This is a genomic window from Acidovorax sp. 62, from assembly GCF_002754495.1.
In the GTDB taxonomy this organism is placed as follows: domain Bacteria; phylum Pseudomonadota; class Gammaproteobacteria; order Burkholderiales; family Burkholderiaceae_C; genus Acidovorax.
In genome coordinates this window covers 2,657,785-2,684,684 of record NZ_PEFJ01000001.1, presented here as the reverse complement: position 1 = coordinate 2,684,684, position 26,900 = coordinate 2,657,785, and the positions used below count along the sequence as shown (strand labels likewise).

General features: G+C 65.7%; 21 protein-coding genes. 13 read left to right on the top strand and 8 right to left on the bottom strand.

Annotation, left to right across the window (positions count from 1 at the left end; translation table 11 throughout):
- The first annotated feature begins 58 nt into the window (after positions 1 to 58).
- The 4 genes from ppsA to CLU86_RS12060 all read left to right on the top strand — a co-directional run bounded on the left by ppsA (position 59) and on the right by CLU86_RS12060 (position 5,634).
- Positions 59 to 2,449 carry a phosphoenolpyruvate synthase gene (ppsA, locus tag CLU86_RS12075; RefSeq protein ID WP_099741763.1) on the top strand — a complete coding sequence of 797 codons (2,391 nt, stop codon included), beginning with the start codon at positions 59 to 61 and terminating at the stop codon, positions 2,447 to 2,449.
- A gap of 57 nt (positions 2,450 to 2,506) precedes the next feature.
- Positions 2,507 to 2,884 (top strand): DUF4212 domain-containing protein, encoded by a 378-nt coding sequence (locus CLU86_RS12070; protein WP_099741762.1) that lies wholly within the window; start codon positions 2,507 to 2,509, stop codon positions 2,882 to 2,884.
- A gap of 22 nt (positions 2,885 to 2,906) precedes the next feature.
- Complete coding sequence (locus tag CLU86_RS12065) at positions 2,907 to 4,970, top strand: VC_2705 family sodium/solute symporter (RefSeq protein ID WP_099743535.1); 2,064 nt, start codon at positions 2,907 to 2,909, stop codon at positions 4,968 to 4,970.
- Positions 4,971 to 5,145: 175 nt separating this feature from the next.
- On the top strand, positions 5,146 to 5,634 hold the full coding sequence (locus tag CLU86_RS12060) for a hypothetical protein (protein ID WP_099741761.1): 489 nt from the start codon (positions 5,146 to 5,148) through the stop codon (positions 5,632 to 5,634).
- Positions 5,635 to 5,731: 97 nt separating this feature from the next.
- Here CLU86_RS12060 and CLU86_RS12055 read toward each other — a convergent pair whose 3' ends face one another.
- The 3 genes from CLU86_RS12055 to CLU86_RS12045 all read right to left on the bottom strand — a co-directional run bounded on the left by CLU86_RS12055 (position 5,732) and on the right by CLU86_RS12045 (position 7,707).
- Positions 5,732 to 6,088, bottom strand: coding sequence for an FKBP-type peptidyl-prolyl cis-trans isomerase (locus CLU86_RS12055; protein WP_099741760.1), 357 nt, complete (start codon positions 6,086 to 6,088; stop codon positions 5,732 to 5,734).
- Positions 6,089 to 6,202: 114 nt separating this feature from the next.
- Positions 6,203 to 6,514: a helix-turn-helix domain-containing protein gene (locus CLU86_RS12050; RefSeq protein ID WP_099656283.1), complete on the bottom strand. Its 312-nt coding sequence runs from the start codon at positions 6,512 to 6,514 to the stop codon at positions 6,203 to 6,205.
- A gap of 281 nt (positions 6,515 to 6,795) precedes the next feature.
- Positions 6,796 to 7,707 carry a LysR family transcriptional regulator gene (locus CLU86_RS12045; protein WP_099741759.1) on the bottom strand — a complete coding sequence of 304 codons (912 nt, stop codon included), beginning with the start codon at positions 7,705 to 7,707 and terminating at the stop codon, positions 6,796 to 6,798.
- Between the two features lie 118 nt (positions 7,708 to 7,825).
- Between CLU86_RS12045 and CLU86_RS12040 the strand changes: the two genes are divergently transcribed.
- The 3 genes from CLU86_RS12040 (at position 7,826) to CLU86_RS12030 (ending at position 11,218) form a co-directional block, all read left to right on the top strand.
- On the top strand, positions 7,826 to 8,797 hold the full coding sequence (locus CLU86_RS12040; protein ID WP_199175118.1) for a hydroxymethylglutaryl-CoA lyase: 972 nt from the start codon (positions 7,826 to 7,828) through the stop codon (positions 8,795 to 8,797).
- An 18-nt stretch (positions 8,798 to 8,815) separates the two neighbouring features.
- Positions 8,816 to 10,057 (top strand): CaiB/BaiF CoA-transferase family protein, encoded by a 1,242-nt coding sequence (locus CLU86_RS12035; protein ID WP_099741758.1) that lies wholly within the window; start codon positions 8,816 to 8,818, stop codon positions 10,055 to 10,057.
- A 96-nt stretch (positions 10,058 to 10,153) separates the two neighbouring features.
- Positions 10,154 to 11,218: a tripartite tricarboxylate transporter substrate binding protein gene (locus CLU86_RS12030; protein WP_099741757.1), complete on the top strand. Its 1,065-nt coding sequence runs from the start codon at positions 10,154 to 10,156 to the stop codon at positions 11,216 to 11,218.
- A gap of 85 nt (positions 11,219 to 11,303) precedes the next feature.
- Here CLU86_RS12030 and CLU86_RS12025 read toward each other — a convergent pair whose 3' ends face one another.
- Both CLU86_RS12025 and CLU86_RS12015 read right to left on the bottom strand, forming a co-directional pair.
- Entirely contained in the window at positions 11,304 to 12,878 is a 1,575-nt protein-coding gene (locus CLU86_RS12025; RefSeq protein ID WP_099741756.1) for a methyl-accepting chemotaxis protein, read from the bottom strand.
- A gap of 532 nt (positions 12,879 to 13,410) precedes the next feature.
- Positions 13,411 to 14,421, bottom strand: coding sequence for a tripartite tricarboxylate transporter substrate binding protein (locus CLU86_RS12015; protein WP_369803821.1), 1,011 nt, complete (start codon positions 14,419 to 14,421; stop codon positions 13,411 to 13,413).
- 421 nt (positions 14,422 to 14,842) lie between these two features.
- On the opposite strand from CLU86_RS12015, the gene CLU86_RS12010 reads away from it, so the two are divergent.
- Genes CLU86_RS12010 through CLU86_RS11990 form a run of 5 tightly spaced genes read left to right on the top strand, consistent with a single transcriptional unit; the run spans position 14,843 to position 19,498 of the window.
- Positions 14,843 to 15,475: a PepSY-associated TM helix domain-containing protein gene (locus tag CLU86_RS12010; RefSeq protein ID WP_099656277.1), complete on the top strand. Its 633-nt coding sequence runs from the start codon at positions 14,843 to 14,845 to the stop codon at positions 15,473 to 15,475.
- 24 nt (positions 15,476 to 15,499) lie between these two features.
- Positions 15,500 to 16,036 carry a DUF2271 domain-containing protein gene (locus CLU86_RS12005; RefSeq protein ID WP_099741754.1) on the top strand — a complete coding sequence of 179 codons (537 nt, stop codon included), beginning with the start codon at positions 15,500 to 15,502 and terminating at the stop codon, positions 16,034 to 16,036.
- Between the two features lie 58 nt (positions 16,037 to 16,094).
- Complete coding sequence (locus tag CLU86_RS12000) at positions 16,095 to 16,919, top strand: DUF4198 domain-containing protein (protein WP_099741753.1); 825 nt, start codon at positions 16,095 to 16,097, stop codon at positions 16,917 to 16,919.
- A 50-nt stretch (positions 16,920 to 16,969) separates the two neighbouring features.
- Positions 16,970 to 18,049, top strand: a complete 1,080-nt coding sequence (locus CLU86_RS11995; RefSeq protein ID WP_099743533.1) for an FAD:protein FMN transferase — start codon at positions 16,970 to 16,972, stop codon at positions 18,047 to 18,049.
- A 48-nt stretch (positions 18,050 to 18,097) separates the two neighbouring features.
- The gene (locus CLU86_RS11990) at positions 18,098 to 19,498 is read left to right on the top strand and encodes a sulfite reductase subunit alpha (protein ID WP_233194975.1); all 1,401 of its coding nucleotides are present in this window, start codon (positions 18,098 to 18,100) and stop codon (positions 19,496 to 19,498) included.
- 227 nt (positions 19,499 to 19,725) lie between these two features.
- Here the strand turns inward: CLU86_RS11990 and rpoD are convergent, their stop codons facing one another.
- Together rpoD and dnaG are read right to left on the bottom strand one after the other, a co-directional pair.
- Entirely contained in the window at positions 19,726 to 22,080 is a 2,355-nt protein-coding gene (rpoD, locus tag CLU86_RS11985; protein WP_099743532.1) for an RNA polymerase sigma factor RpoD, read from the bottom strand.
- A 403-nt stretch (positions 22,081 to 22,483) separates the two neighbouring features.
- Positions 22,484 to 24,547: a DNA primase gene (gene dnaG, locus CLU86_RS11980; RefSeq protein WP_233194973.1), complete on the bottom strand. Its 2,064-nt coding sequence runs from the start codon at positions 24,545 to 24,547 to the stop codon at positions 22,484 to 22,486.
- Positions 24,548 to 24,663: 116 nt separating this feature from the next.
- Between dnaG and CLU86_RS11975 the strand changes: the two genes are divergently transcribed.
- Positions 24,664 to 26,310: an acyl-CoA synthetase gene (locus CLU86_RS11975; protein WP_099743530.1), complete on the top strand. Its 1,647-nt coding sequence runs from the start codon at positions 24,664 to 24,666 to the stop codon at positions 26,308 to 26,310.
- 11 nt (positions 26,311 to 26,321) lie between these two features.
- On the opposite strand, the gene CLU86_RS11970 is transcribed toward CLU86_RS11975, so the two are convergent.
- Positions 26,322 to 26,867: a DUF5329 domain-containing protein gene (locus CLU86_RS11970; protein ID WP_233194972.1), complete on the bottom strand. Its 546-nt coding sequence runs from the start codon at positions 26,865 to 26,867 to the stop codon at positions 26,322 to 26,324.
- Positions 26,868 to 26,900: the final 33 nt, after the last annotated feature.

The following is a 26,900-nucleotide window of genomic DNA, read 5'->3' as shown; positions in this document are numbered from 1 at the left end:
GCCTGACGCCCGCCGGGGCCAGGCATGCAGACCCGGTTTCAACTTCTGGAGCTTTCCCATGTCTGCACTTTTCAGCCCGACCGCCCTGGTCGTACCGTTTGAAAACCTGAGAATGACCGATGTCGAGTCGGTAGGCGGTAAAAACGCCTCCCTCGGCGAAATGATCTCGCAGCTGCCCCAGGGCGTGCGGGTGCCCACCGGCTTTGCCACCACGGCCCATGCCTTCCGCCAGTTCCTGGCCCACGATGGTCTGGCCGACAAGATCAGCGCCAAACTGGCGAAACTCGATACCGAAGACGTCCGCGCCCTGGCGCAGGTCGGCGCTGAAATCCGCTCCATGGTCGAGGCCCAGCCGTTCCCGGCCGATCTGCAAAAGGCCATCGCCGACGAATTCGCCAAGCTCAGCGCGGGCAACCCCAGCGCATCGTTTGCAGTGCGCTCGTCCGCCACGGCGGAAGATCTGCCCGACGCCTCGTTCGCGGGCCAGCAAGAAACCTTCCTCAACGTGGTGGGGATCGACGACGTGCTGCACAAGATGAAGGAAGTGTTCGCGTCGCTGTACAACGACCGCGCCATCTCCTACCGCGTGCACAAGGGTTTTGAGCACGATGTGGTCGCTCTGTCGGCCGGTGTGCAGCGCATGGTGCGCTCGGACCTGGGCGCAGCGGGCGTGATGTTCACCATCGACACTGAATCCGGCTTTGAAGATGTGGTGTTCATCACCAGCAGCTACGGCCTGGGCGAAACCGTGGTGCAGGGCGCCGTGAATCCTGACGAGTTCTATGTGCACAAGCCCATGCTCAAGGCGGGCAAGAAGGCTGTGATCCGCCGCAACCTGGGCAGCAAGCTGATCCAGATGGTGTTCTCCACACCCGAAGAAAAGGCTGCCACTGGCAAGCTGGTCAAAACCACGGATGTGCCCACCGAGCAACGCAACCGCTATTCGCTGACCGATGCCGATGTGGAGTTGCTGGCCCAGTACGCGCTGGTGATCGAGCAGCACTATGGCCGCCCCATGGACATTGAGTGGGGCAAGGACGGCACCGACGGCCAGCTCTACATCCTGCAGGCCCGTCCTGAGACCGTGAAAAGCCAGTCCAAAGGCCAGGCCGAGCTGCGCTACAAGCTCAAGGGCCAGGGCGCCGTTTTGGCAGAAGGCCGCGCCATTGGCCAGAAGATCGGCACCGGCCCCGTGCGCCTGGTGCACCACATCTCCGAGATGGACAAGGTCCAGCCCGGCGATGTGCTGGTGACCGACATGACCGACCCCAACTGGGAGCCCGTGATGAAGCGCGCCAGCGCCATCGTCACCAACCGGGGCGGCCGCACCTGCCACGCCGCCATCATTGCGCGCGAGCTGGGCATCCCCGCTGTGGTGGGCTGTGGCGATGCGACCGAACGCCTGAAGGACGGCACCCTGGTCACTGTGAGCTGCGCCGAGGGCGACACTGGCCACATTTACGACGGCCTGCTCGAAACCGAAGTGACCGAAGTGCAGCGCGGCGCCATGCCCCCCATCAAGACCAAGATCATGATGAACGTGGGCAACCCCCAGCTGGCGTTTGACTTTGCCCAGCTGCCCAACGAAGGCGTGGGCTTGGCGCGGCTGGAGTTCATCATCAACAACAACATTGGTGTGCACCCCAAGGCCATCCTGGACTACCCCCAGATCGATGCCGACCTGAAGAAGGCCGTCGAATCTGTGGCCCGTGGCCATGCATCGCCCCGTGCTTTCTATGTGGACAAGGTTGCTGAAGGCGTGGCGACCATTGCGGCCGCCTTCTGGCCCAAGCCCGTCATCGTGCGCCTGTCGGACTTCAAGTCCAACGAGTACCGCAAGCTGATCGGCGGCAGCCGCTACGAGCCTGAGGAAGAAAACCCAATGCTGGGTTTCCGGGGTGCGGCGCGCTATATCAGTGCTGACTTTGGCGAAGCCTTTGCCATGGAGTGCGAGGCGCTCAAGCGCGTGCGCAACGACATGGGCCTGACCAACGTGCAGGTGATGGTGCCTTTTGTGCGCACGCTGGGCCAGGCCGAGCGCGTGACCAAGCTGCTGGCCGCCCATGGTCTGCAACGCGGCAAGGACGACCTCAAGGTCATCATGATGTGCGAGGTGCCCAGCAACGCCATCCTGGCCGAGCGCTTCCTGGAGTTCTTCGACGGCTTCTCCATCGGCTCCAACGACCTGACCCAGCTGACCCTGGGCCTGGACCGCGACTCGGGCCTGGAGTTGCTGGCGCACGACTTTGATGAGCGCGACCCTGCGGTGCAGGCGCTGATCCACCAGGCCATCAAGGCCTGTCTGGCGCAGGGCAAGTACATCGGCATCTGCGGCCAGGGCCCCAGCGACCACCCTGACTTTGCGCAGTGGCTGTCGAATGAAGGCATCTCGTCCATCTCGCTGAACCCTGACAGCGTGGTCGCCACCTGGCAGCAACTGGCGGGCTGATCGCCCTGGCCAGAGGCGGGGCACTTGGGGCATGCACGGCTGAAGAGACGCTGACCGATGCGAGCCCCTGCGCCCCGATCCATCGTTCCCCCGCAGCCCGAACCCGAGCTGGCAGGGCCGTTTCCGCCCGACCTGCACGACGTGCGCCACCTGTGGCTCAAGGCCGGGTTGCTGGGCGTGTGGGTGCTGGTGTCTTTTGTGGCCACCTACTTTGCACGCGATCTGCAGCACATCTCCCTGGGTGACTGGCCCCTGGGCTACTGGATTGCCGCCCAGGGCGCCGTGCTGGTGTTCATCGGCATCGTGGTGGTGTATGCCTGGGCCATGAGCCGGTTTGAACGCCAGGACGCCGCCGCACGCGCCGCAGCGGCTGTCGAGACATCACGCGGCGCCCAGCCGTCCAGTCCTTCAGCGGTGGGGCGCCACGGTGTCTGAGCGCCGCTCCACGGGTGGGTGGCTGCCTTCCTTTTTGCGCCCCCACCGGTTTTTTCTGCTCTATGTGCTGGGGGTGCTGGGCTTTTTGGCCCTCATGACCTGGGCCGAGAGTCAGGGCCTGTCGCGCCACTGGATCGGGCCGATCTTTCTCTTTCTCACGGTGATGGTGTACGCCGGCATCGGCGTGTACGGGCGCACGTCCGATTCGGAGGAGTACTACGTGGCGGGGCGGCGCATTCCGCCCATGTACAACGGTATGGCCGCTGCCGCCGACTGGATGAGCGCGGCGTCGTTCATCAGCCTGTCCGGGGCGCTGTACCTGCAGGGGTTTTCTGGCACCTCGGGGCAGGCCGGTGGGCTGGCCTACTTGTTGGGCTGGACGGGCGGTTTTTGCCTGGTAGCGATGCTGATTGCGCCGCACCTGCGGGCCATGGGCCTGTACACCGTGCCCGATTTTTTCCATGTGCGCTTTGGCGGGCGCTGGCCGCGCATCATCGCGGCGCTGGCGGCGGTGCTGTGCTCGTTCACCTACGTGGTAGCCCAGATTTACGGGGTGGGGCTCATCGCCTCTCGCCTCACGGGGGTGCAGTTCGAGATCGGCATCATGCTCGGCCTGGGGGGCGTGTTGCTGTGCTCGTTTTTGGGCGGCATGCGCGCCATCACCTGGACGCAGGTGGCGCAGTACGTGGTGCTGCTGCTGGCATTTTTGATTCCTGTGTCCTGGCTGGCCTACAAGCAACTGGGCAACCCGTTGGCGCCCGCCGTGTATGGTGCGCAGATCGGCAAGATTGCAGACCTGGAGGCGCAGCTGCTGGATTCGCCGTCAGAGCACCAGGTGGTGCAAGCCTATCTGCGCCGTGCCAAAGAGCTGGAGGCGCGGCTGCAGGATGTGGAAGGCGCCTTGGAGCGCGAGCGCGAATTAGGGCGCGAGCGCATTCACCTGCTGCGTGCCCAGAACGCCGACGTAGGACTCATCGTCTCGGCCAGCCGCGAACTGGCCGCCTTGCCCCGCGATGTGGCAGGTGCTCGCGAACGCTGGACCCGCGAAATGCACGAGAACTACGAGCGCGCCAAACCCTTGGGTGGGCTGCCGCTACACAGCCAGGCTTATGCGGGCGATCCCAATGGGACGCCTGAGGAGCAGCATGAATACGACCTAGCTCGCCGCAACTTTCTGGCACTCATGTTTTGCCTGATGGTGGGCACGGCAGGGCTGCCGCACTTGCTCACCCGCTACTACACCTCGCCCACGGTGGCGGGCGCGCGGGCGTCGGTGGCGTGGTCGCTGTTTTTCATTGCCCTGCTGTATTTGAGCGCGCCCGCCTTGGCGGTGCTGGTCAAGTTCGAGGTCATGCAAAACCTGGTGGGCAGCAGCTTTGAGGCGTTGCCCAACTGGATGGCCCAGTGGGCGCGGGTGGACAGCTCGCTGCTGTCGATTGAGGACGTCAACGGCGACGGCATCGTGCAGTTTGGCGAAATCCGTCTGGGGGCCGACCTCATCATGCTGGCCACGCCCGAGCTGGGCGGCCTGCCCTATGTGGTGTCGGGCCTTGTGGCTGCGGGAGGGCTGGCGGCGGCGCTGTCCACGGCCGATGGGCTGCTGCTCACCATCAGCAATGCGCTGGTGCGCGACCTGTACTTCAGGGGCACCAAGCGCGATGCATCGCCTGAGCAGCGGGTGATTCTCACCAAGTTCACGCTGCTGTCGGTGGCGCTGTCGGCTGCCTTTGTGGCAGCGCTCAAACCGTCCGAGATCCTGACCATGGTTTCGGCATCGTTTTCGCTGGCAGCGTCGGCCTTTGTGCCGGTGATGGTGCTGGGCATTTTCTGGCGCGGCACCACCCGCAAGGGGGCGGTGGCAGGCATGTTGGCGGGCTTGGGCGTGGCGGTGTACTACCTGCTCTCGCATGTGCCTGCTGTGCGCGGTGCGCTGCCTGGATGGCTGCTGGCCAATGGCATGTGGTTTGGCATCCAGCCCATCTCGGCCGGGGTGTTTGGTGTGCCGGCGGGGTTTGTTGCGGCAGCGGTGGTCAGCCGCATCACGCGCCCGGCGCCCGTGCCCACCGGGGTGCGGCTCGAAATCTGAGAATCTGTCTCAGCCCCTGCGGTGGCGATTCGGCTTCTGTTCCGGCGCTGCACGGCGTTCGGCAAAGGTGAACAAATTCTTATGGATAAACCCCATACCCAATTGTCACCAAATGTGCCACGCTGTGCCCCAGGTTGCGCCCAGCGGTGCAGCCTGATTTAAACCCAGGAGGCACATGGTTCTCGTCAAAACGCAGGCAGGTCAGGATGCAATGAAGGATCGGCACGGTGGGCTGACGTCCAGGCAACGCTCGGCATTCATCCTGTTTGATGGCAAGCGGACTTTGGGCGAGGTGCTGGCCGCCACGGCCGCCATGGGCATTACGCAGGACGATGTGCAGGCGATGATCGAGCAAGGCCTGCTGGCCCCTGTGGGCGGTGGTGCCCTGCCCGTAGCAGCGGTTGCAGCACCTGCTGCCGCGCCATCGGCAACCCCTGCGGAGGGCGGGGCGGGCGAGACTGCCAGGCCGTCACAGCAACGTTACAAAGATGCCTACCCGGTGGCCACGGCCATGACGGCCGCCCTGGGCCTGCGCGGTTTTCGACTGAATCTGGCGGTGGAGGCGGCTTCGAGCTTTGAAGACCTGGCCGCACTGGCCCCCAAGATCAAGGAAGCGGTGGGGGAGGCCAAGTACGAACCCCTGCGCAAGGCGCTGTTTGGGTGATGGGGGGCGCCCCAACCCATCGGATTCACCATGAAAAAAGCCAACCGATCCGGTTGGCTTTTTTGTTGGGGGGCGTGAGCCGCGGGGCTGCCAGCGCTCAGCGCACCTTCAGCAGTTCCACATCAAACTTCAGGGTGGCGTTCGGGGGGATCACGCCGCCCGCGCCGCGTGCACCGTAGCCCAGGGCTGCGGGGATGATCAGCGTGCGTTGGCCGCCGATCTTCATGCCTTGCACGCCTTCGTCCCAGCCCTTGATGACCATGCCAGCGCCCAGCGAGAACTCGAAGGGGTCATTGCGATCGCGGCTGGAGTCGAACTTGGCGCCTTGCTCGCCATCCTTGTACAGCCAGCCGGTGTAGTGCACCGAAACGCTGGCGCCCTTGGTGGCTTCGGCGCCTTCGCCCACAGTGGTGTCTTCGTATTGCAGGCCAGAGGCGGTGGTGGTGAGGGCCATGGAATGTCCTTTTGCTATTGAAAATATAGCTTGTAGCGCTTGTCTATCAAGCCTTAGGGGGTGTTTTTGCTTGATGTTTGCGCCGCCTGGGGCGCTGCCATCAGTGGGCCGGGTTCAGGCCTGCTTTTTGGCGCGGCCTGCCACCCAGCGTGTGGCAAAGGCTTGCACATCGTTCAGGCGCTTGAGCAGGTCGGCGCCCGAGGCGGTCACGGTGTAGCCGTCGTTGCCGTGGTCCAGCAGGCCGGCTTCGCGCAGCTCTTTGATGCGGGTGTTCAGGGTGTTGGGGGTGATGCCGCCCACGCTGTCTTGCAGCAGGCGGAAGGTTTGGGGGTGCCCGTCCCGCAGGGCCCACAGCACGCGCAGCGCGTAACGGCATTCGAGCCGTTCAAACAGCTGGTGGATGGCGGCGTTTTCTTTGGAGCTCATGGATGCTTCTCCTTGCGCGAGTGTTGGGTCGGTTATTTGGGAGCAGGGTGCTTGCGCACCTGCCAATGCGCTGCGACTATAGCGCGGAACCTATTTTGCTACAAGTTTGGTAGCTCAAAAGGCAATCTGCATATGCGATAGACCCTTGATTTTGGGCCTTGTTTTTATGCCTGCCCAGCGGGGTTTTGTCAGGGGTTTTCGCCCGTGCGGCAACGGCTTTTTGGCACGCGCTGTTGCTGGGGCAAAGCGGCCACGGCGGCCTTTCAAGTGTGGCACGCAGGCTACGCAGTCATGGCTTGTGTCTGGGCGGCCAGGTGCTGCACCAGTAACTGTGCGGCGGGAGACAAGGCAACCTCATCGCGGAAACAAATCGCAAAGCGGCGTTGGGCCCAGGCATCGCTCAGCGGCACGATGCGCACCGGCGCCATGCTGGCAAAGGGCGCAGCCACCTCGCGGGGCACCACGCTGATGGCCAGGTTGGCCCGCACCACGCGCAGGGCCGCGTCAAAGTTGGACACCAGCACCCGGTGGTCCAGCGTCTTGCCCTCCACTGCCGCCGCGCGGGCCAGCAGCACCTGCACCGCGCTCAGCGCGGGCATGCTCACAAACTCGTAGCCCAGCACATCGGCAAAGCGCACCGTGGGCAGTTGTGCCACAGGGTGTGATGCGTGGGCCACGATGGCCAGGTGGTCGCTGCGGTAGCTGCGCGTTTGCAGGCCGCTCAGGTCGGCTGCGTCCCAGCAGATGCCGATGGACGCGCTGCCCTCGCGGATGCCCTGCACCACGTCCGGGCTCACCCGCTCTTCCATGCTGATCTGAATGTCTCGGTGGGCAGGGTCTTGCAAAAACGCCGCCACATCATCGGCCAACGATTCCGCCATGACCGAGGCTGTGACCAGCATGCGCACATGGCCCCGGGTGCCGGTGGCATACGCGGCCATGTCGCGCTCGATCTGGCCCACGCTGGCCAGCATGGTGCGGGCGTGCTCCAGCAGCGTCTCGCCCGCCGGGGTGGGCACCACCCCCCGGCGTTTGCGCAGCAGCAGGGGCGTCCCCACCACGTCTTCCAGTTGCGCCAGCCGCTTGCTGATGGCCGAGCCCACGATGGATTCCTGCTCGGCGACCCGCGCAATGCTGCGCTGTTCGCACACGGCGGCAAACAGGCGCAGGGTCTGCAAATCAAGGTCACGCATGGCAAGTCTCCAGGGGGTGTGATGTTCCGTTTGGGAATGTTATGGATTCCGAGATGTATTTTCTGATTCTTTTTGGAATTTTTAGAATCTTCCACAAACCCACCCCAAGAGACATCCCGTGAGCACTTCCCCGATCCCGTCAGACCTGCAGCCCCCCGTGGCCCGCGCCATCGTTCGCGAAGTGGGGCTGCGTGACGGCCTGCAAAGCATTGCCCGTGTGCTGCCCACGGCCCAGAAGATCGAGTGGGTGAACGCCGCCTACGCCGCCGGGCAGCGCGAGATCGAGGTGGGGTCGTTCGTCCCGGCCCGTCTGTTGCCCCAACTGGCCGACACGGCCGAGGTGCTGGCCCATGCGCAAACGCTACCGGGCCTGCGTGCCTCGGTGCTGGTGCCCAACCTCAAAGGGGCAGAGCGTGCGCTGGAATGTGGCGCGCACCTGATGGTCGTGCCCCTATCGGCCAGCCATGCGCACAGCCTGGCCAATCTGCGCAAGACGCCCGACGAGGTGGTGGCCGAGGTGGCCCGTATCCGCGCTGCCCGCGACGCTGCCGGCAGCGCCATGCTGATTGAAGGCGGCGTCGGCACCGCGTTTGGCTGCACCCTGCAGGGCGAGGTGGCCGAGAGCGAAGTGCTGCGCCTGATGCAAGCCCTGCTCGACGCTGGGGCCGACCACGTGAGCCTGGCCGATACGGTAGGTTTTGCCGACCCGGCCAGCGTGCAGCGCCTGTTTGCCAAGGCCCGCGCCCTGGTGGGCGACCGACTGGCCTGCGCGCACTTCCACGACACGCGCGGCATGGGCCTGGCCAATGCCTACGCCGCCTGGCAAACCGGCATCACCCGCTTTGACGCCTGCCTGGCGGGCATTGGCGGCTGCCCCCACGCGCCGGGCGCCAGCGGCAATGTCACCACCGAAGACCTGGAATACATGCTGCAGCGCATGGGGGTGGCCACCGGCGTCGACGTGCCTGCGCTGCTGGCGTTGCGCCATCGCGTAGCCGGCTGGCTGGTGGGCGAGACCCTGCACGGCGCCCTGTGGCAGGCGGGCTTGCCCCGCCACGCACAGCCCACCCTGGCCGCTGCAGCGGTTTGATTTCTGTATCGTTCGCCCATGACAAGCACCACCTCTACTTCTTCTTTCCCGTCCGAATCGCCCAAATCGTCCGCAGGCTCCTTGCCCCTGGCGGGCCTGCGGGTCGTTGAGTTCACCCACATGGTCATGGGCCCCACCTGCGGCATGGTGCTGGGCGATTTGGGGGCCGAGGTCATCAAGGTCGAGCCCGTGGAAGGCGACCGCACTCGCCACCTGTTGGGCGCCGGGGCGGGCTTCTTTCCCATGTTCAACCGCAACAAGAAAAGCATCGCGCTGGACCTGCGCAACCCCGAAGGGCTGGAAGTGGCCCGCAAGCTGGCCGCGTCGGCCGATGTGGTTGCGCAAAACTTCAAGCCCGGCGTGATGACCAAGTACGGGCTGGATTACGCAGCGCTGTCGCAGATCAACCCCCGCCTCATCTACGTGAACCACACCGGCTTTCTGGCCGGGCCGTACGAGCACCGCACCGCGCTCGATGAAGTGGTGCAGATGATGGGCGGCCTGGCCTACATGACCGGGCGCCCCGGCGACCCGCTGCGCGCAGGCAGCAGCGTCAACGACATCATGGGCGGCATGTTTGGCGCGATTGGCGCCATGGCGGCGCTGATGCAGCGCGGCATCACCGGGCGCGGGCAAGAGGTGGACTCAGCCCTGTTCGAGAACAACGTCTTCCTCGTCGGCCAGCACATGATGCAGTACGCCGTGACCGGCAAGCCCGCCGCCCCCATGCCCGACCGCATCTCCTCGTGGGCGCTGTACGACGTGTTCACGGTCAAAGAGGGCGAGCAAATCTTCCTGGCCGCCGTGAGCGATGCGCAGTGGCTCACCTTCTGCGACGCCATGGGCTATGCCGACCTGAAGGCCGACCCGCAACTCGTTACCAACAACGACCGCGTGCGCGCCCGCCCCACGCTGATGCCCGACCTGCGCCAGCGCCTGGCCGCCCACAGCGCGGCGGAATTGGCCGCCATTTTTGAAAAGCACGGCCTGCCGTTTGCCCCCATCTCTCGGCCCGAGCAGTTGCTGGACGACCCGCACCTCAACGCCACTGGCGGCTTGGCCGACATCACATTGCCCGACGGCGAGCGTGCCGGGCAAACCGCCCGCACCACGCTGCTCCCGTTGGCCATGGACGGCCAGCGCCTGGGCGTGCGCCTGCAGCCCCCGGTGCTGGGCCAGCACACGGCGGCTTTGATGCAAGAGCTGGGCTATACGCCCGAGCAGGTGCAGGCGCTGCAGCAGGCGGGCGCCGTGGCCTGAACTGCCTGGGCAGGCCCTGAACACCCCCGCCTGAGACCAGCACAGCAACAGACTGCGCGGCCCACGGCGGATTGACCACCATAACGGAGACACACCATGACGAATCAGCCCCCGAAAGCCGTGGCCCCAGGCCTGCGCAGCCCCTTTGCTCCCTCTGCCACCCCGGCATCTCTGGTATCCCCCACCCGGCGCCAAGCCTTGTGGCTGGGGGCCGCCGCCCTGGGCGCTGCCGCCATCACCCGCCCGGGCCTGGTGTGGGCGCAAAGCCTGGGCGACCGGCCATTGCGCATCATCTTGCCGCTGTCTGCAGGCTCGGGGGCCGACGGTGCCATCCGCGCCATCAGCAACAGCTTGGCCAAGGCGCTGGGCCAGCCGGTGGTGATCGAGAACCTGCCCGGCGCGGGCGGCATCACCGGCACCACGCAGATCGTGCGTGCACCCAAAGACGGCTCGGTGATCGGGGTGGTGTCGAACAACCATGTGGTCAATCCCAGCGTGTACAAGAACATTCCGTTCGATTCGCTGGCCGATATCACGCCCATCACCATCCTGGGCGCCACGCCGTTTGTGCTGGTGGCCCACCCGTCGGTGCCCGCCAAAAATGTGCAGGAGCTGATCGCCTACGCCAAGACCAAGCCCGGGGTGCTCAACTACGGCTCGTCGGGCAACGGCACCATCCTGCACCTGGGGGCTGCCATGTTTGTGGACCAGGCCAAGGTCGCCATCCAGCACATTCCCTACAAGGGCATGGGCCCGCTGATGAACGACGTGCTGGGCGGCCAAGTGCAGCTGGCGGTGGTGGCCGTGGCGCCTGCGGCCGCGCACATCAAGTCGGGATCACTGCGCGCCCTGGGCGTGACCACGGCCACGCGCGTGGCCTCGCTGCCCGGCGTGCCGACCATTGCAGAGCAAGGTTTGCCCGCGTACGAGCTGGACGGCTGGATCGCCCCCGTGGCGCCCACCGGCCTGCCCAAGGCGGAGCTGGCCCGCCTGTTCAACGGCTTCAAGGCCGCCATGGACATGCCCGAGGCGCGCGATGCCCTCATCGCGCAGGGCTACGAGATCAAGCTCACCCAGCCCGATGCTGCTACCGCCTTCTTCCGCACCGAGGCGGCGCGCATGGCGCAGGTGGTGAAAGCCGCCAACGTGAAGGTGGATTGAGGCGAGGTTATGAATGTTTTTGCCTGCTAGCGCTTGCTAATAAAGCGCTAGCAGCTATGAATATGTGAGCATTTTGGCGTTGCTCTCAACGCAACAAGGCCGGTGCGTGGGAGCCCTGGTGCCGCACGCGGAACACTGCCACGGCCTGCACCAGCTCGCTGGCCTGGCCGCTCAGGCTGCCTGCGGCGGCCGCGCTTTCTTCCACCAGGGCGGCGTTCTGCTGGGTGGCCTCGTCCATGCGCACGATGGCCTGGGTCACGCGCTGCATGTCGTTGGTCTGGTCGCTGCTGGCGTGGCTGATCTCCTGCATCAGCTCGCTCACCCCACGAATGGAGGCCACTACCTCGGCCATGGTGCCGCCCGCGTTCTGGGCCAGGGCCGAGCCCGCCTGCACGCGCTCCACGCTGGTCTGGATCAGGGTCTTGATCTCTTGCGCGGCGCTGGCGCTGCGGGTGGCCAGGTTGCGCACCTCGCTGGCCACCACGGCAAAGCCCCGGCCTTGTTCGCCTGCTCGGGCGGCTTCCACGGCGGCGTTCAGCGCCAGGATGTTGGTCTGAAAAGCAATCGAGTCGATCACGCCAATGATGTCGGCGATGCGGCGCGAGCTTTCCTGGATGCCTTGCACCACCTGCACCATCTGCTCTACCACGGCGCCGCCGCGCTCGGCCACGGCCGAGCCGTTGCGGGCCAGTTCGCTGGCGCGCTGGGCGTTGGCGGCGTTTTGCTGCACGGTTTGTTGCAGCTGCTGCATGGACGAAGCGGTCTCGTCCAGCGACGAGGCTTGCTCTTCCGTGCGCATGCTCAGGTCGGCGTTGCCCTGGGCGATTTCGGCGCTGGCGCTGGCCACGCTCTCGGCGCTGCTGCGCACGCCTGACACCACGTTCTCCAGGTTCTCTTGCATGGCCTTGAGGGCCTGCAGCAGCCGGGCGGGCTCGTCCTGGCCCTCCAGCGCAATGGTCGATGTCAGGTCGCCCGCAGCCACCTTGTGCGCCACCGACACCGCCTCGCGCAGCGGCCGCACCACCGAGCGGGTGAGCACCAGCCCGGCCACCACGCCCAGCCCGGTGACCAGCGCCAGCGCCACCAGGCTGCTGACCAGCGCGTGGCGGGCGTCCTGGGCTGCCTCTTGCGCAATGGCGGCGCTGCTGTTGGCCACTTGCTCGCTGAGCGCGGTGAGCAGCTTGGCCGGGCCCTGGTCGATGTCGGCCACATCGGCATCGCCTGCGGAAGGCACAAACCCGAGCGACTGGAACACTTCAAACCCCTTGCGGTAGCCCTGGGCCATCTGCGTGTGCGCCTCGGTGAACTTCTGCAGCGCTGCCTTTTCTTGCGGGTCGCTCAGCTGGGGCTCCAGCGCACGGGCGGCCTCGGCCACGCGCTTTTCGCTGGCCTGGAAGGCGCCCCAATGCAACTCGCGCTTGCGGGCATCTTCGCCGCGCAGCAGGGTGTTCTTCCACTCCAGCACCTGGGTTTTGAACTCGCTTTCCATGCGGCTGACGGCGCGCTCTTGCGCCACGCGTTGCAGCACGGTGCTGTCGTAGGTGCCCAGGGTTTTGTACAGCGCGGCAATGCCAAACAGCGCGGCACCAATCAACAGCGCCAGCACCAGCCCAAGCGCTCCCGCCATGCGTGCACCAATGGAGAAGTGGGACATTTTCATAAAAAGCCTCGCGGGTCAGGGCGGGTCAAAAATGGGATGCACTGCGGCTCCAGGCCCCCTCTGGCATGGGCACAGCTTGCCTAGCTGTGCAGCGATCCAGAAAAGCACCTGGGCTGAATCCAGTGTGCCGATGGCGGCGGCGCCCCGCAAGCGGGGCTGTGCGGGGGGCATGGCGGGTGAGGGCGGCTTACAACACCTCTCAGAACCTGTTCAAAGTCTTTTTGGAGATTGCATTGGAGTGCAATCGGGATGAGTGGATGCTTCGGGTGCGCCGCATGGGCTGGTGCCCATGCAAGCAGCCGGGGCGTCCAATCGCCCGATTTCACTCCAACCCTTCGGGCAAGTGGCTGGTCGGGCGGTCTGCGGCGTTGCGGCGCTTGCCAATAGCCGTGCTATTGGCTGCGCACCGCGCCTTGCATCCCATCCCGGCAAGACACTTGTGCAACTCCAAAAAGACTTTGAACAGGTTCTCAGCTGGGCCGTGCGGACCCAGACCCCGCAGTGGGCTGAGTCAGGGGGCTGGAGAGTGGGCTCAGGCCTTGAGCTTGAGCAGGTACACCATCACGCGTGCGGTGGTCAGGTCCAGTTCCATGAACTCGGTCAGGTCTTTGCCCGCCAGCCAGGAGGCTTCCCAGCGGTTTTGCTTGAGCGTTTGCAGCCAGCTTTCGTGGTGGGTGGCCTGCTCTACGGCGGCCAGCAGCTCGGCGGTGCGGGCGGGGCTCACGCCCTTGCCGGTGAACACGCCGCGCCAGTTGGCCATGACGGCGTCAATGCCTTGGTCTTTGAAGGCCGGGATGCCAAACGCATTGCGCCGCGCCGATACGCCGATGGCCCGCAGTTTGCCAGCGGCCAGGGCATCACTGAACTCGCTGTAGCCCGAGATGCCCACGGCGGCATCGCCTTTGAGCAGCGACTCCACCACCTCTGGGCCACTGGCAAACGGGCGGTACACCAAGGTTTCGGGCTTGGCCTTGGCGGCGCGTGCCAGCACACCGGCGTAGATGTGGTCCACGCCACCGGCGGAACCACCGGCCACGGGCAGGGCAGGCAGGTCGCCGCGCATGGCTTCGGCCAGGTCCTTGCCACTCTTGATGGGGGACGAGGCTGGCACCGCTGTGACCAGGTAGTCGCTGGTCAGTCGGGCAATGGGCTGGATGTGCCCCATATCCACGGTGGGCTTTTGCAGGGCTACAGCGCCCACCATCACCATGCCGCCCATCAGCAGGGTGTTGGCGTCGTTGCCGTACTTCTCTGCGTATTTGGCCAGGCCGATGGTGCCTCCCTTGCCGCCAATGTTCTCAAACTCCACCTGGTCGGCCGCGCCCACGGCCTTGAGGGCGGCGCCCAGTGCGCGGCCCGTCTGGTCCCAGCCGCCGCCGGGGTTGGCCGGGATGACGATGCGCAGCGTGCCCGCCACCTTGGCGGCCTTGGGGGCGGGTGCGCCGGGGCGCGGCGCGGTGGCCTGGGCCAGGGCGGCAGGTGCCAGCGGGGTCAGGAGGGCTGCCATTGCGGCGCTGCGCGCCAGGATCTGTCTGCGTTGCATGGTCATGGAACCTTGGGTAGTGGGCTGAAGCGGGTGCGGGCTCATGGCCTGCACCCAGACAACGAACGATGAAACAACGAACGGTTGGGGTGTCTGTGGGCCCTGCTTTTTTTCTACCCGTTGGCTCCGGGTGTGGATGCAGTGTGCGCCACGCCAAGTCATGCAGCCCGGCGAGCGGGTCCATGCCTGGAAGTTTTTGTAATGGATGTAATCGTGACTTGCAAAGCTGTCAGTTTGCTGTCTGGGTTGTAGGGGTTACTACCATTGCGGTAACGGTGAGAAGGCCAACCGCTGCGATTCATGTGGTGTGTAAAGTTTTTGCAAATGAGAATGATTGTCGTTTTGAAAACTACAATGCCGGGTTTGGGCTGCGCCTCTCCAAGGCGGGTTGGGGCGGCCTCGTGTTCTTTTTTCCCCAGGCATGACCAAGTTACAAGACCACCGGCGGCGCTCTTTCTGGCTCAAAACCCTGCACGAGTGGCATTGGGTCAGCTCGGCCCTGTGCCTGCTGGGCATGCTGCTGTTTGCGGTGACGGGCATCACGCTCAACCATGCAGGGCAGATCGAATCCAAGCCCCGCGTGTTGCGGGCCCAGGCGCAGGCCCCGCAGGCGTTGCAGCAGGTGCTGTCAGCGCGGGCCCAGAGTGCGGGCAAGCGCTCTGCCGTGCCGCCCGAGCTGGCGCAGTGGGCCCACGCGCAGTGGGGTGTCTCGCTGGCCGGGCGCGAGGCCGAGTGGGCTGACGACGAGGTCTATGTCTCCTTGCCACGCCCCGGCGGCGATGCCTGGCTGCGCCTGGGGCTGCAAGACGGCGAGGCCGAATACGAAAGCACCGACCGAGGCTGGATTGCCTACCTCAACGACCTGCACAAGGGCCGCAACACCGGAGTGGCCTGGAATTGGTTCATCGACCTGTTTGCCGTGGCCTGCCTGGTGTTCTCTTTCACGGGCCTGTTCATTTTGAAGATGCACGCGGGCAACCGCCCCTGGACCTGGCCCATGGTGGGGCTGGGCCTGGTGGTGCCTGCGCTGCTGGCGCTCTTGTTTATCCACTGAACTTTCACGAAAGAAAGCCTGCCTATGCTGAAGCCTTCCCCATCCAAACTGCGCTACACCGTGGCCCTGGGCGCGTGCCTGGGCGCCCCTGCCTTTGCGGCGGGGCTGAATGTGGGGGTGGAAATCCCCCGCCTGGACGTGGCCGAGTACCACCGCCCCTACGTGGCCATCTGGCTGGAGCGTGCGGACAACACCGTGGCGTCCACGCTGTCGGTCTGGTACGACGTCAAGCTCAAGAACGCCGAGGGCACGGGCACCAAGTGGCTCAAGGACATGCGCCAGTGGTGGCGCCGCGCCGGGCGCGATCTGGAGATGCCCATCGATGGCGTGACCAGCCCCACACGCCCCGCAGGCAAGCACCAGCTGCAGTTCACCGAAGGCAAGAACCCGCTGGCCGCCCTGCCCGCAGGCAACTACAAGCTGGTGGTGGAAGCCGCCCGCGAGGTGGGTGGGCGCGAGGTGGTGTCGGTGCACTTCACCTGGCCTGCGGCCAAGGCGCAGCAACTGCGCGTCGCAGGCAGCAGCGAGCTGGGCGAGATCACCCTGGACCTGAAGCCCTGAGCTGCTCCGGCACATCCCCTTTTTTTGATTCGCTCTCTTCGCTCAACTGGAGTCATTGATGAAATTTCCTGTTCCTGCACGCGCCCGGTGGGCGCACCTGGCCGCTGGCGTGGCGCTGATGTTGGCAGCTGCTTCGGCCGCCCAGGCCCACAACGTGTGGCTTCTGCCTTCGAGCACTGTGCTGTCCAAGTCGGAATGGATCACGGTGGACGCTGCGGTGTCCAACGACCTGTTCTTCTTCAACCACGTGCCGCTGGGTTTGGACAACCTGGTGGTGACTGCGCCCGATGGCTCCACGCTGGCCCCGGAAAACGCCCACAAAGGCAAGCTGCGCAGCGTGTTTGATTTGAACCTGACCCAGCCCGGAACCTACCGACTGGCCGTGCTCAATGGCGGCCTGATGGCCACTTACAAGGACAAGGCCGGGCAGCCCAAGCGCTGGCGCGGTACCCCCGACAAGTTCGCTGCCGAAGTGCCAGCCGACGCACAAGACCTGAAGGTCACCCAGTCCGCCGGGCGGGTAGAAACCTATGTCACCGTGGGCAAGCCCAGCGCCGTCAAGGCCAGCGGCAAGGGGCTGGAGCTGGTGCCCGTGACGCACCCCAACGACCTGGCCCAGGGCGAGAAGGCCACCTTCGCCTTCCATGTGGATGGCAAGCCTGCCGCAGGCGTGGAGGTGGTGGTGGTGGCGGGCAGCTCGCGCTACCGCGACAAGCTCGGCGAGATCAAGGCCAAGACCGATGCGCAGGGCCAGTTCAGCATCACCTGGCCAGCGGCTGGCATGTACTGGGTGGATGCCGATGTGAAGGACGACAAGACCTCGGTGCCCCAGGCCAAGGAGCGCCGCCTGTCGTACGTCGGCACCCTGGAAGTGCTGCCCTGAGCGCACCGCACACCTTGTACGCCCAGCACACCACACCCCAGGCCCCGCGCATCCGCGTGCGCTACGGGGCCGGTTGCCAGCCCGGTGGCCTGCCGACCGCATCTTTGGCTTCTGCCGCCGCTGGCTATGCCGCGGGCCCGGCCGCAGTGCTGCGCGCGCGCGATCCGGCGGCGTTGCACACCCTGGCGGGCGCCACCATGGGTACCACCTGGTCGGTGCGCCTGGCCAACCCGGGGTTTGAGGCGCTGGAGCCCGTGCAGGCAGCGGTGCAGCAGGCGCTGGACACCGTGGTACAGCAGATGAGCCACTGGGAGGCCCATTCAGAAATCAGCCGCTTCAACCGCGCGGAGGCGGGCACGTGGCAGGTGATATCGCCCGAGTTCATGGAAGTGATGGCGTGTGCGCTGCACTGGTCACGCGCCAGCCAGGGCGCGTGGGACCCCACTGTGGGCCCGCTGGTGGACGCCTGGGGCTTTGGCCCGCGTGCCAACCCTTTGGCAGACCACTGTGCCCAGTTGCCCCAACCGCAGCGGTTGCAGGCGGCCCGGGCCCGTGTGGGTTTTGAGCGGCTGCAACTGAGCCCGGCCGAGCGCCGCGTGCTGCAGCCTGGTGGCGCGCAGCTGGATTTGAGCGGCATTGCCAAAGGCTATGGGGTGGACCTGGTGGCGCGCACCCTGCAGCGCCTGGGCTTTGAACATTTTTTGGTGGAGGTGGGCGGCGAGCTGCGCGCCAGCGGCCAGCGCCCCGATGGGCAGCCCTGGCGGGTGCAGATTGCAGGGGTGACCGATGGGGCGCACCAGCCCTCGCAGGCTGCTCCCCGCGTACTGCCGCTGCGCGATAGGGCCGTGGCCACCTCGGGGGACCATTGGCATGCGTTCGAGCTGGGCGGGCGCCGCTACTCGCACACGCTGGACCCGCGCACGGGCGAGCCGGTGTTGCACCGGCTCAGCAGCGTCACGGTGCTGCATGCCGAATGCATGCAGGCCGATGCCCTGGCCACCGTGCTCACGGTGCTGGGGCCGCACAAGGGGCTGGCCTTTGCGCAGCGCCACGGCATTGCCGCGCTGCTGTGCGAGCACACGGATGCGGGGTTGGTGGTGCACACCAGCGACGCTTTTGAGCTGCTCTGAGTGGCTGAACCCACCTGCTCGGGTGGATTGAAATTCTTTGGAAACTCCATGGGGCTTTTGGGTGACTTGGCGATGGTGAGTGCTGCACGCTGGACGGCTGCTGCAGCCCTGGTGGCTTTGTATGCCGCCCTGTGCGCCGCCGTGTGGTGGCGCGAGCGCCGCAAGCGCCAGGCGGCCCAGGCGCAAGCCGCGTCGCTGGCCGCTGCCCGCGAGGGGCTTCATGCCCTGCTGGTGGTGTACGCCAGCCAGACCGGCCAGGCCCAGGAGCTGGCGCAAGAAACCGCCCGCCTGCTGCACGCCGCCGGAGAGCCCGTGCGACTGTGCCCCGTGCACCAGCTCACCCCCGAGGCGCTGGCCCAGGCGCGATGCGCGCTGTGGGTGGTCAGCACCTGCGGCGAGGGCGACCCGCCCGACCACGCCGCCGCCTTTGCCAGCCACACCCTGGCCAGCGAGCCGCATTTGGCGAACTTGCATTACGGCCTGCTGGCGCTGGGCGACCGGCAGTACACCCACTTTTGCGGCTTTGGGCGCCAGGTGGACGCGTGGCTGCAGCGCTGCGGCGCCACGCGCTTGTTTGACACCGTGGAGATGGACAACGGCGATGCCCAGGCGCTGCAGCAGTGGCAGCACCACCTGGGGCAGGTGGCCCATGTCAGCGATTTACCCGCCTGGCAGGCGCCCGAGTTTGCCGACTGGGTGCTGGCTGGCCGCACGCACCTGAACCCCGGCAGCGCGGGCGGGGCGGTGTTTCACCTCGAACTGGTGCCCCCCGCAGACCTTGCAGGCGCTGCCGTGGCATGGGAGTCGGGCGACCTGGTGCAGGTGCGTGCCCCGCAAGATCCCGATCACCCGCGCGAGTACTCGGTGGCCTCCATCGCCAGCGACGGCGGCGTCCACTTGCTGGTGCGCCAGGCGGTGCGGGGCGATGGCTCGCTCGGCTTGGCCTCGGGCTGGCTCACGCAGGGTGCTGCCGTGGGCGCGGCCATAGCCCTGCGGCTGCGTGCGCACAGCAACTTCCGGCTGGAGGGCAATGCCCAGCGCCCCTTGATTCTGATTGGCAACGGCACCGGCCTGGCCGGGCTGCGCGCCCACCTGCGCGCCCGGGCGGCCGTGGGGGCCGGGCCCAACTGGCTGTTGTTTGGCGAGCGCAATGCGGCGTACGACTTTCACCACCAGGCCGAGCTGGAGGGCTGGCACCGGCAAGGCACCTTGCAGCGGCTGGATGTGGCCTTCTCGCGTGACCAGCCCACCCGCGTGTACGTGCAGCACCTGCTGGCGGCCGAGGCCGACACTGTGCGCGCCTGGGTGGCGCAAGGCGCAGCGGTGTACGTGTGCGGCAGCCTGCAGGGCATGGCCCAGGCAGTGGACAGCACACTGCGCCAGATTCTGGGGGCAGACGCCCTGGACCACTTGCTGCGCGAAGGGCGCTACCGGCGCGACGTGTATTGAGGGGATTGAACAGAGGCCCTCAGTGCAGGCGCTGCATCGTGTGGCAACTCGCTATGAAAAACATAGCTGCTAGCGCTTATCTAGATTGCGCTAGGGCCTGCTTTTGTCTAAATAATCCACCCCGCCAATGAAAAAGCCCGCCAGCCTGTTCAGAGGCGGCGGGCTTGAGCCCAATGACTGGGGCAGGGACACCGGCTGGCGGGCCCTGTACCGAGCTTTGCAGCGCTTTACAGCGAGTCGATGAAGCTGCGCAGCTTGTCCGAGCGCGAAGGGTGCTTGAGCTTGCGCAGCGCCTTGGCTTCTATTTGGCGAATGCGCTCGCGGGTCACGTCGAACTGCTTGCCCACTTCTTCCAGCGTGTGGTCGCTGGTCATTTCGATACCGAAGCGCATGCGCAGCACCTTGGCTTCGCGGGGGGTCAGGCCATCGAGGATGTCCTTGACCACGTCGCGCAGGCCGGCTTGCATGGCAGCTTCGATAGGCGCAGTGTTGGCACCGTCCTCGATGAAGTCGCCCAGGTGGCTGTCGTCGTCGTCGCCGATCGGCGTTTCCATGGAGATCGGCTCTTTGGCGATCTTCATGATCTTGCGGATCTTGTCCTCGGGGATTTCCATCTTGGCCGCCAGGATGGACGCATCGGGCTCGAAACCAAACTCTTGCAAGTGCTGGCGGCTGATGCGGTTCATCTTGTTGATCGTCTCGATCATGTGCACCGGGATACGGATGGTGCGCGCCTGGTCGGCGATCGAGCGGGTGATGGCCTGGCGAATCCACCACGTGGCGTACGTCGAGAACTTGTAGCCCCGGCGGTATTCGAACTTGTCCACCGCCTTCATCAGGCCGATGTTGCCTTCCTGGATCAAATCGAGGAACTGCAGGCCACGGTTGGTGTACTTCTTGGCGATCGAGATCACGAGGCGCAGGTTGGCCTCGATCATTTCCTTCTTGGCATCGCGCGAGGTGGCTTCACCTTCGTTCATGCGCTTGTTGATGCCCTTGAGCTCGGTCAGCGGCACGACCACGCGCGACTGCAGGTCCATCAGCTTTTGCTGCAGGTCCTGGATGGGCGGGATGTTGCGCGCAATGATGGACGACCAGGGCTTGCCAGCGGCGGCTTGCTTCTCGACCCACTGCAGGTTCAGCAGGTTGGGTGGGAAGTCCTTGATGAACGTCTCTTGGGGCATGCCGCACTTGTCCACGATGATGCGGCGCAGCTCACGCTCCTTCTTGCGCACATCGTCCACCTGGCCGCGCACCATGTCGCACAGCTTTTCGATGGTCTTGGCGGTGAAGCGGATGGTCATCAGCTCTTCCGACAAAGAGGCCTGGGCCTTCATGTAGGCAGGGGTGCCGTAGCCTTCCTTGTCATAGATCTTGTGGATCTTCTCGAACAGCTCGCGCAGCTTGTCAAAACGCTCCAGCGCCTGCTTCTTCAGCTCTTCGAGCTTCTTGGTCAGCGCCTTGGAGCCGCCCTTGCCGTCGTCGTCGTCGGCTTCGTCGAACTCGTCGAAGTCTTCTTCGGCCACATAGTCGTCGGCCTCATTGGGGTTGGAGAAACCGTCCACGATGGTCGAGATGACGACCTTGCCTTCGCGGATCTCTTCGCCCATGTTCAGGATTTCGGCAATGGTGGCGGGTGATGCACTGATCGCCTCCATCATGGCCATCAGGCCGCCTTCGATGCGCTTGGCGATTTCGATTTCGCCTTCGCGGGTCAGCAGCTCCACCGTGCCCATTTCGCGCATGTACATGCGCACGGGGTCGGTGGTGCGGCCGAATTCCGAGTCCACGGTGGACAGCGCGGCTTCAGCGGCTTCTTCGGCTTCTTCTTCGGTGGCGCCTGCGGGGGCGTTGTCCGTGATGATCAGCGCTTCGGCGTCAGGCGTTTGCTCGTACACCGCCACGCCCAGGTCGTTCAGCGTGGTGATGACGGCTTCGAGGGTTTCGGCATCGACCAGCTTGTCGGGCAAGTGGTCGTTGATTTCAACGTGCGTGAGGTAGCCGCGTGTCTTGCCCAGCTTGATCAGCGTCTTCAGGCGCGAGCGGCGCTTTTGCAGGTCTTCTTCGGACAGGACGGTCTCGTCCAGGCCGAATTCCTTCATCAAGGCGCGTTCCTTGGCCTTGCTGATCTTCATGCGCAGAGGCTTGACCTTCTCGACCGTAGCGGCCGTCTCGGTCGTTTCCTCGACTTCGCCTTCCAAGTCTGCTTCGATGTCCGACAGGTCGGTGTCGTCACCGCTGTCATCGCCCGCTGCGGCTGCCTTGGGCTTGCGGCCACGCTTGGCGGGCACCTTGGCTTCGGCGGAGGCTGCAGCCTTGGCAGGGCGGCCTGGCTTCTTCTTGGGGGCTTCGGCAGCAGCTGCTTCTTCTTCCTCGGCGGCCGGCGCGGCTTTGGCGCGGGTGGGCTTCTTCTTCAGCAGTTCATCGGCGGCTTTTTTCAGCTCGGCTGGGCTTTTGTACACGGTCTGGACTTTCTTGGTCGCTGCAGCCTTGGCAGGCGCTTTGGCAGCGGTTTTGGAGACAGCCTTGGCGGCGGTGTCTGGAGCAGTCTTGGGCGGCTTCGCGGACTTTTGAGCGGGCATGAAAAACCTCAGAATCAAAAACGGACACAAAGAAAACGCAAACGCCACAGATCCCGGCGCGGGTGGCAACGCATGAGCGCAAAAGCTCAGGCGCTTGGAGGGGAGGCCCTCATTGGCAAGATGTCTGGGCGAACATTTGGTGTGCAGTCCTTGCGATAAGTGGGCTGATCTGCGCTGATGTGCGCGCGTGTCACGATGGCCCGGCTCGGAGGTGCTGCTGTCGCTCTTGCCAAAAAACCCTACATTATACCAGCGGGGGGCTTTTTCAAGGACTTTCGCTGTAATTCTCAGCCGTTGCAGCCCGCAGTGTGGCTTTTGTGGTTTTTTGGTTTTGGCGTGTGGACGGTGGCCTGCGCGCTGCCACGCCATTGGGCCCAGGCGCTGCTGGGGCGTTATCTGAGCGTTATTTGGGCGCCGCAGGCTCCAGCGCGGCCTTGAGCGTGCGTGAGCGCGCATCCAGCTCGCGCCACAGGGCCAGGTCGCCGCTGGCGCTGGCCGCGCTCAGCTGCTCTTTGATCTGCTCCAGCTGGATGCGCGTCAGCAGGTCGCTCAGCTCGGCCCGCAGCTCGGCCACGTCGCCTTCGGTTTGCGCATGGGCGCCGGTCATCACTTTCACGGCCAGCGTTTCGCATTCGTGGCCGCGCAGGCTCTCGCGCAGCACCGCCCAGGCCAGGGGGCCTTGCTCCATGAATTGCGCCTCCAGCCAGGCAAACAGCGGGCCGTGGGGCGCGGGCAGGGCGCACAGGGCGGTATGGTCGTCCGGCGCCAGGTGCTCCAAAAACGCCATGTGCGACAGCAGCAGCCGCGCTGCATGGTCCACCCGGCTGGCCATGGGGGTGTTGGGCAGGCGGGGCTGGGGCGGCCAGGGGCTGTCGTCGCGCTTTTTCCAGTTGCCTTTGCCTTTCCAGTCGCCCTTGCCCTTCCAGTCTCCGCTTTTGCGAAACGGGGGCTTGGCGCTGCCACCCTGGCCTTGGTGTGAGCCATAACCGGCGTCGTAGCTCGCATCTGGGGCACCATGCCAGGGCTCGGCGCCATCGGGTGGCCCGCCCCAGGGCGGCTCGTCCGGCGAGTGGTAGGGGGAATGGGCTGGTGCGCTGTGCCCCTGCACGCCCGCGCTGGGGCCGGGGCGGCGGTGGTGCTCTTGCGCCGATGCCTGGCTCCACAGGTCAGACAGGTCGTTGGCGGGCAACTGGGTGAGCTGGGCCAGCTCGCTGAGCAGCTGGCGGCGCAGCACGCCGTCGGGCAGGCTGGCCCACAGGGGGCGGGCGTTGCTGGCCATGTGGGCGCGGCCCTCGGCCGTGGCCAGGTCGCAGCCGTCGCTGGCGGCTTCGACCAGAAAGCGGCTCAGCGGCATGGCCTCGGCAATGCAGCGGGCAAAGGCGTCGGTGCCATGCTCGCGCACGTAGCTGTCGGGGTCGTGCTCGGCGGGCAAAAACAAGAACTTGATGCTGCGCGTGTCAGTGGCGTGGGGCAGGGCGCCATCGAGTGCCTTGCGCGCGGCGCGGCGCCCGGCGGCGTCGCCGTCAAAGCTGAAGACCACGGCATCGGTAAAGCGCAGCAGCTTTTGCACATGCTCGGGCGTGCAGGCCGTGCCCAGGGTGGCCACGGCGTTGGGGAAGCCCAGCTGCGCCAGCGCCACCACGTCCATGTAGCCCTCGGTCACCAGCGCGTAACCCGCCTCGCGGATGGGCGTGCGGGCTTCAAACAGGCCGTACAGCTCGCGCCCTTTGTGGAAGACCGGGGTTTCGGGCGAGTTCAGGTACTTGGGCTTGTCGTCGCCCAGCACCCGCCCGCCAAAGCCAATGCACTCGCCTTTGACATTGCGGATCGGGAACATCACCCGGTCGCGGAAGCGGTCGTAGCGCTTGCCGCCGTCTTCATCGTTGACGATGACCAGGCCGCTTTCTTCGAGCAGCGGGTCGTCGTACGCCGGGAACACGCTGGCCAGGCTGCGCCAGCCCTCGGGCGCATAGCCTAGGCCGTATTGCTTGGCCACATGGCCCGACACGCCCCGGCCCTTGAAGTAGCCAATGGCGCGCTGCGACTCGCGCAGGTGGCGGCGGTAGGCGTCGGCGGCTTTTTCCAGCACATCGCTCAGCGTGGCCTGCTTTTGCCGGGCGGCAGCGGCGCGCTCGCGCTCCTGGGGGGAGATGTCGTCGTCGGGCACCTGCAGGCCCACGCTTTGGGCGAGGTCGTTCACCGCCTCGATGAAGCCCATGCCCGCATGGTCCATCAGGAAGCTGATGGCGTTGCCGTTCTTGCCGCAGCCAAAGCAGTGGTAGAACTGCTTGGAGGGGCTGACACTGAACGAGGGCGACTTTTCCCCGTGAAAGGGGCACAGCCCCATGAAGTTGGCGCCGCCTTTTTTGAGTTGCACATAGCGGCCCACGATATCGACCACGTCGACGCGCGAGAGCAACTCTTGGATGAACGACTGGGGGATGGACACGGGAGTATTTTCGCCCATGCGTGGTGCTTCCCGGGCGGGGCGCCGTAAATTGCGGCCAGGGCGCTTTCAGCGCGCTGTCAGCCCGGGGGGCTGTAATGGGAAATTACCTGTTTTTCTGCTCAAGGATGGATGTGATGACCTCTGCGTACGACCAGCACCTGCCGCGCAACCCGGCCAACTTTGCGCCCCTGTCCCCGTTGGGGTTCTTGGAGCGGGCCGCTGAGGTCTACCCAGACCGCCTGGCCATCGTGCACGGTGCGCAGCGCCAGACCTGGGGGCAGACCTACGCCCGCTGCCGTCAGCTGGCCAGCGCCTTGCAGCGCAGCGGCATCGGCAAAAACGACACCGTGGCCGTGATGTTGCCCAACACCCCGCCCATGGTCGAGGCCCACTTTGGCGTGCCCATGGCCGGGGCCGTGCTCAATGCCCTGAACACCCGGCTCGACCCGGAAACCATTGCCTTCATGCTGGACCACGGCGAGGCCAAGGCCGTGATCGTGGACCCGGAGTTCACCGCCACCCTGGCCAAGGCCCTGGCGCTGCGCCAGTCCACCGCGCCGCTGCTGGTGGTGCAGGTGCAAGACGACCTCTATGGCGCGCCAGCCCAGACCTTGCCGGGCCCAGACTACGAAGCCTTTGTGGCCAGCGGTGACCCGCAGTTTGCCTGGGAGCTGCCCGCCGATGAATGGGACGCCATCGCCCTGAACTACACCAGCGGCACCACCGGCAACCCCAAAGGCGTGGTCTACCACCACCGGGGTGCGGCCACCAACGCCATCAGCAACGTGCTGGAGTGGGACCTGCCTAAGCACGCCGTGTATTTGTGGACGCTGCCCATGTTCCACTGCAACGGCTGGTGCTTTCCGTGGACGATTGCGGCGCGCGCGGGCGTCAACGTGTGCCTGCGCCGCGTGGAGGCACAGGCGATTTTTGATGCCATTCGCACCCACGGCGTCACGCACTACTGCGGCGCGCCCATCGTGCACGGCTTGCTGGTCAACGCCCCCGACGCGATGAAGGTGGGCGTGCCCGCAGGCGTCAAGGCCATGGTGGCGGGCGCGGCGCCACCGGCCTCGATGATCGAGGGCATGGAGAAGATGGGGTTTGATTTGACCCACGTGTACGGCCTGACCGAGGTGTATGGCCCCGCCACTGTGTGCGCCAAGCACGAGGCGTGGGATGCCCTGGACATTGGCGAGCGCGCCCGCCTCAACGCCCGCCAGGGCGTGCGCTACCACCTGCAGCGCGATGTACGTGTGCTGGACCCGGAAACCCTGCAGCCCGTGCCTTGGGATGGTGAAACGATGGGCGAGATCATGTTCAAGGGCAACATTGCCATGAAGGGCTACCTGAAGAACCCCAAAGCCACCGAGGACGCCTTTCGCGGTGGCTGGTTCCACAGCGGTGACTTGGCGGTGCAGTACCCCGACGGCTACATCAAGATCAAGGACCGCAGCAAGGACATCATCATCTCGGGCGGCGAGAACATCTCGTCCATCGAGGTGGAGGACGTGCTCTATCGCCACCCCGACGTGCTGGCCGCCGCCGTGGTGGCCAAGCCTGATGTCAAGTGGGGCGAAACCCCCTGCGCTTTTGTGGAACTGAAGGCCGGTGCCACCGCCACCCCCGAAGACATCGTGGCGCACTGCAAAAAGCACCTGGCGGGCTTCAAGGTGCCCCGCGCCGTGGTGTTTGGCGAGCTGCCCAAGACCAGCACGGGCAAGATCCAGAAGTTTGAGCTGCGCAAGCAGGCCGGGTCGGCCAGCGCGATCAACGTGTGAGGTGGCTGGGCTTACTTGGCCGCAGGTGCCGCGGTGCCTGAGCGCACGGCTTTGAGTTCGCCCTTGAGCCAGGGCCCGGCTTCCACCGCCGCCGCCCCGGCGCAGCGCACCTGGTAGGCCTTGCCGCTGGCGCTGCTGGACGAGGCCCCCAGCTCAATGAACTGCTCGGTGGTTTGCACCGCGTTCTTGCCGTCCAGGTAGTCCAGCTTTTTGAGCAAATGCGCCTTGGCCTCGGCGCCGCTGTACCAAGAGCCATTGCGGTTGAAATCGCAGCCAGACGTTTGCAGCCGGGTGAGCAGGGTGTTGACCTCGGCCTTGGCGGCTGCGGGCAGGCTGCCCGCCACGCTGTAGCCCGCCAGTGCCCACAGCGTGGCAGCCAGGCAGGCGGTGCGCAATGAAGGAGGGCAAGGCAGGGCCAGTGTGGGCAAGCGGCGGGGCGTGGTGTGCATGGTGGTGCGGGGTAACAGGGTGGAGGGGCCGCAAGGCGGCGGCAAGAACCGGGTCACGACCTCTTGCGAGATCGTCGGCAGGCTCTCCAGAGCGGGCAATCTTGCCATGATTGCTCATGTTTTGATAGCTGCTCGCGCTTA

Coding starts and splice junctions, on each gene's coding strand:
- ppsA (WP_099741763.1), top strand. CDS start 59: ATGTCTGCACTTTTCAGCCCGACCGCCCTGGTCGTACCGTTTGAAAAC.
- CLU86_RS12070 (WP_099741762.1), top strand. CDS start 2,507: ATGCGAGCCCCTGCGCCCCGATCCATCGTTCCCCCGCAGCCCGAACCC.
- CLU86_RS12060 (WP_099741761.1), top strand. CDS start 5,146: ATGGTTCTCGTCAAAACGCAGGCAGGTCAGGATGCAATGAAGGATCGG.
- CLU86_RS12055 (WP_099741760.1), bottom strand. CDS start 6,088: ATGGCCCTCACCACCACCGCCTCTGGCCTGCAATACGAAGACACCACT.
- CLU86_RS12050 (WP_099656283.1), bottom strand. CDS start 6,514: ATGAGCTCCAAAGAAAACGCCGCCATCCACCAGCTGTTTGAACGGCTC.
- CLU86_RS12045 (WP_099741759.1), bottom strand. CDS start 7,707: ATGCGTGACCTTGATTTGCAGACCCTGCGCCTGTTTGCCGCCGTGTGC.
- CLU86_RS12035 (WP_099741758.1), top strand. CDS start 8,816: ATGACAAGCACCACCTCTACTTCTTCTTTCCCGTCCGAATCGCCCAAA.
- CLU86_RS12030 (WP_099741757.1), top strand. CDS start 10,154: ATGACGAATCAGCCCCCGAAAGCCGTGGCCCCAGGCCTGCGCAGCCCC.
- CLU86_RS12025 (WP_099741756.1), bottom strand. CDS start 12,878: ATGAAAATGTCCCACTTCTCCATTGGTGCACGCATGGCGGGAGCGCTT.
- CLU86_RS12015 (WP_369803821.1), bottom strand. CDS start 14,421: ATGCAACGCAGACAGATCCTGGCGCGCAGCGCCGCAATGGCAGCCCTC.
- CLU86_RS12010 (WP_099656277.1), top strand. CDS start 14,843: ATGACCAAGTTACAAGACCACCGGCGGCGCTCTTTCTGGCTCAAAACC.
- CLU86_RS12005 (WP_099741754.1), top strand. CDS start 15,500: ATGCTGAAGCCTTCCCCATCCAAACTGCGCTACACCGTGGCCCTGGGC.
- CLU86_RS12000 (WP_099741753.1), top strand. CDS start 16,095: ATGAAATTTCCTGTTCCTGCACGCGCCCGGTGGGCGCACCTGGCCGCT.
- CLU86_RS11990 (WP_233194975.1), top strand. CDS start 18,098: ATGGGGCTTTTGGGTGACTTGGCGATGGTGAGTGCTGCACGCTGGACG.
- rpoD (WP_099743532.1), bottom strand. CDS start 22,080: ATGCCCGCTCAAAAGTCCGCGAAGCCGCCCAAGACTGCTCCAGACACC.
- dnaG (WP_233194973.1), bottom strand. CDS start 24,547: ATGGGCGAAAATACTCCCGTGTCCATCCCCCAGTCGTTCATCCAAGAG.
- CLU86_RS11975 (WP_099743530.1), top strand. CDS start 24,664: ATGACCTCTGCGTACGACCAGCACCTGCCGCGCAACCCGGCCAACTTT.
- CLU86_RS11970 (WP_233194972.1), bottom strand. CDS start 26,867: ATGGCAAGATTGCCCGCTCTGGAGAGCCTGCCGACGATCTCGCAAGAG.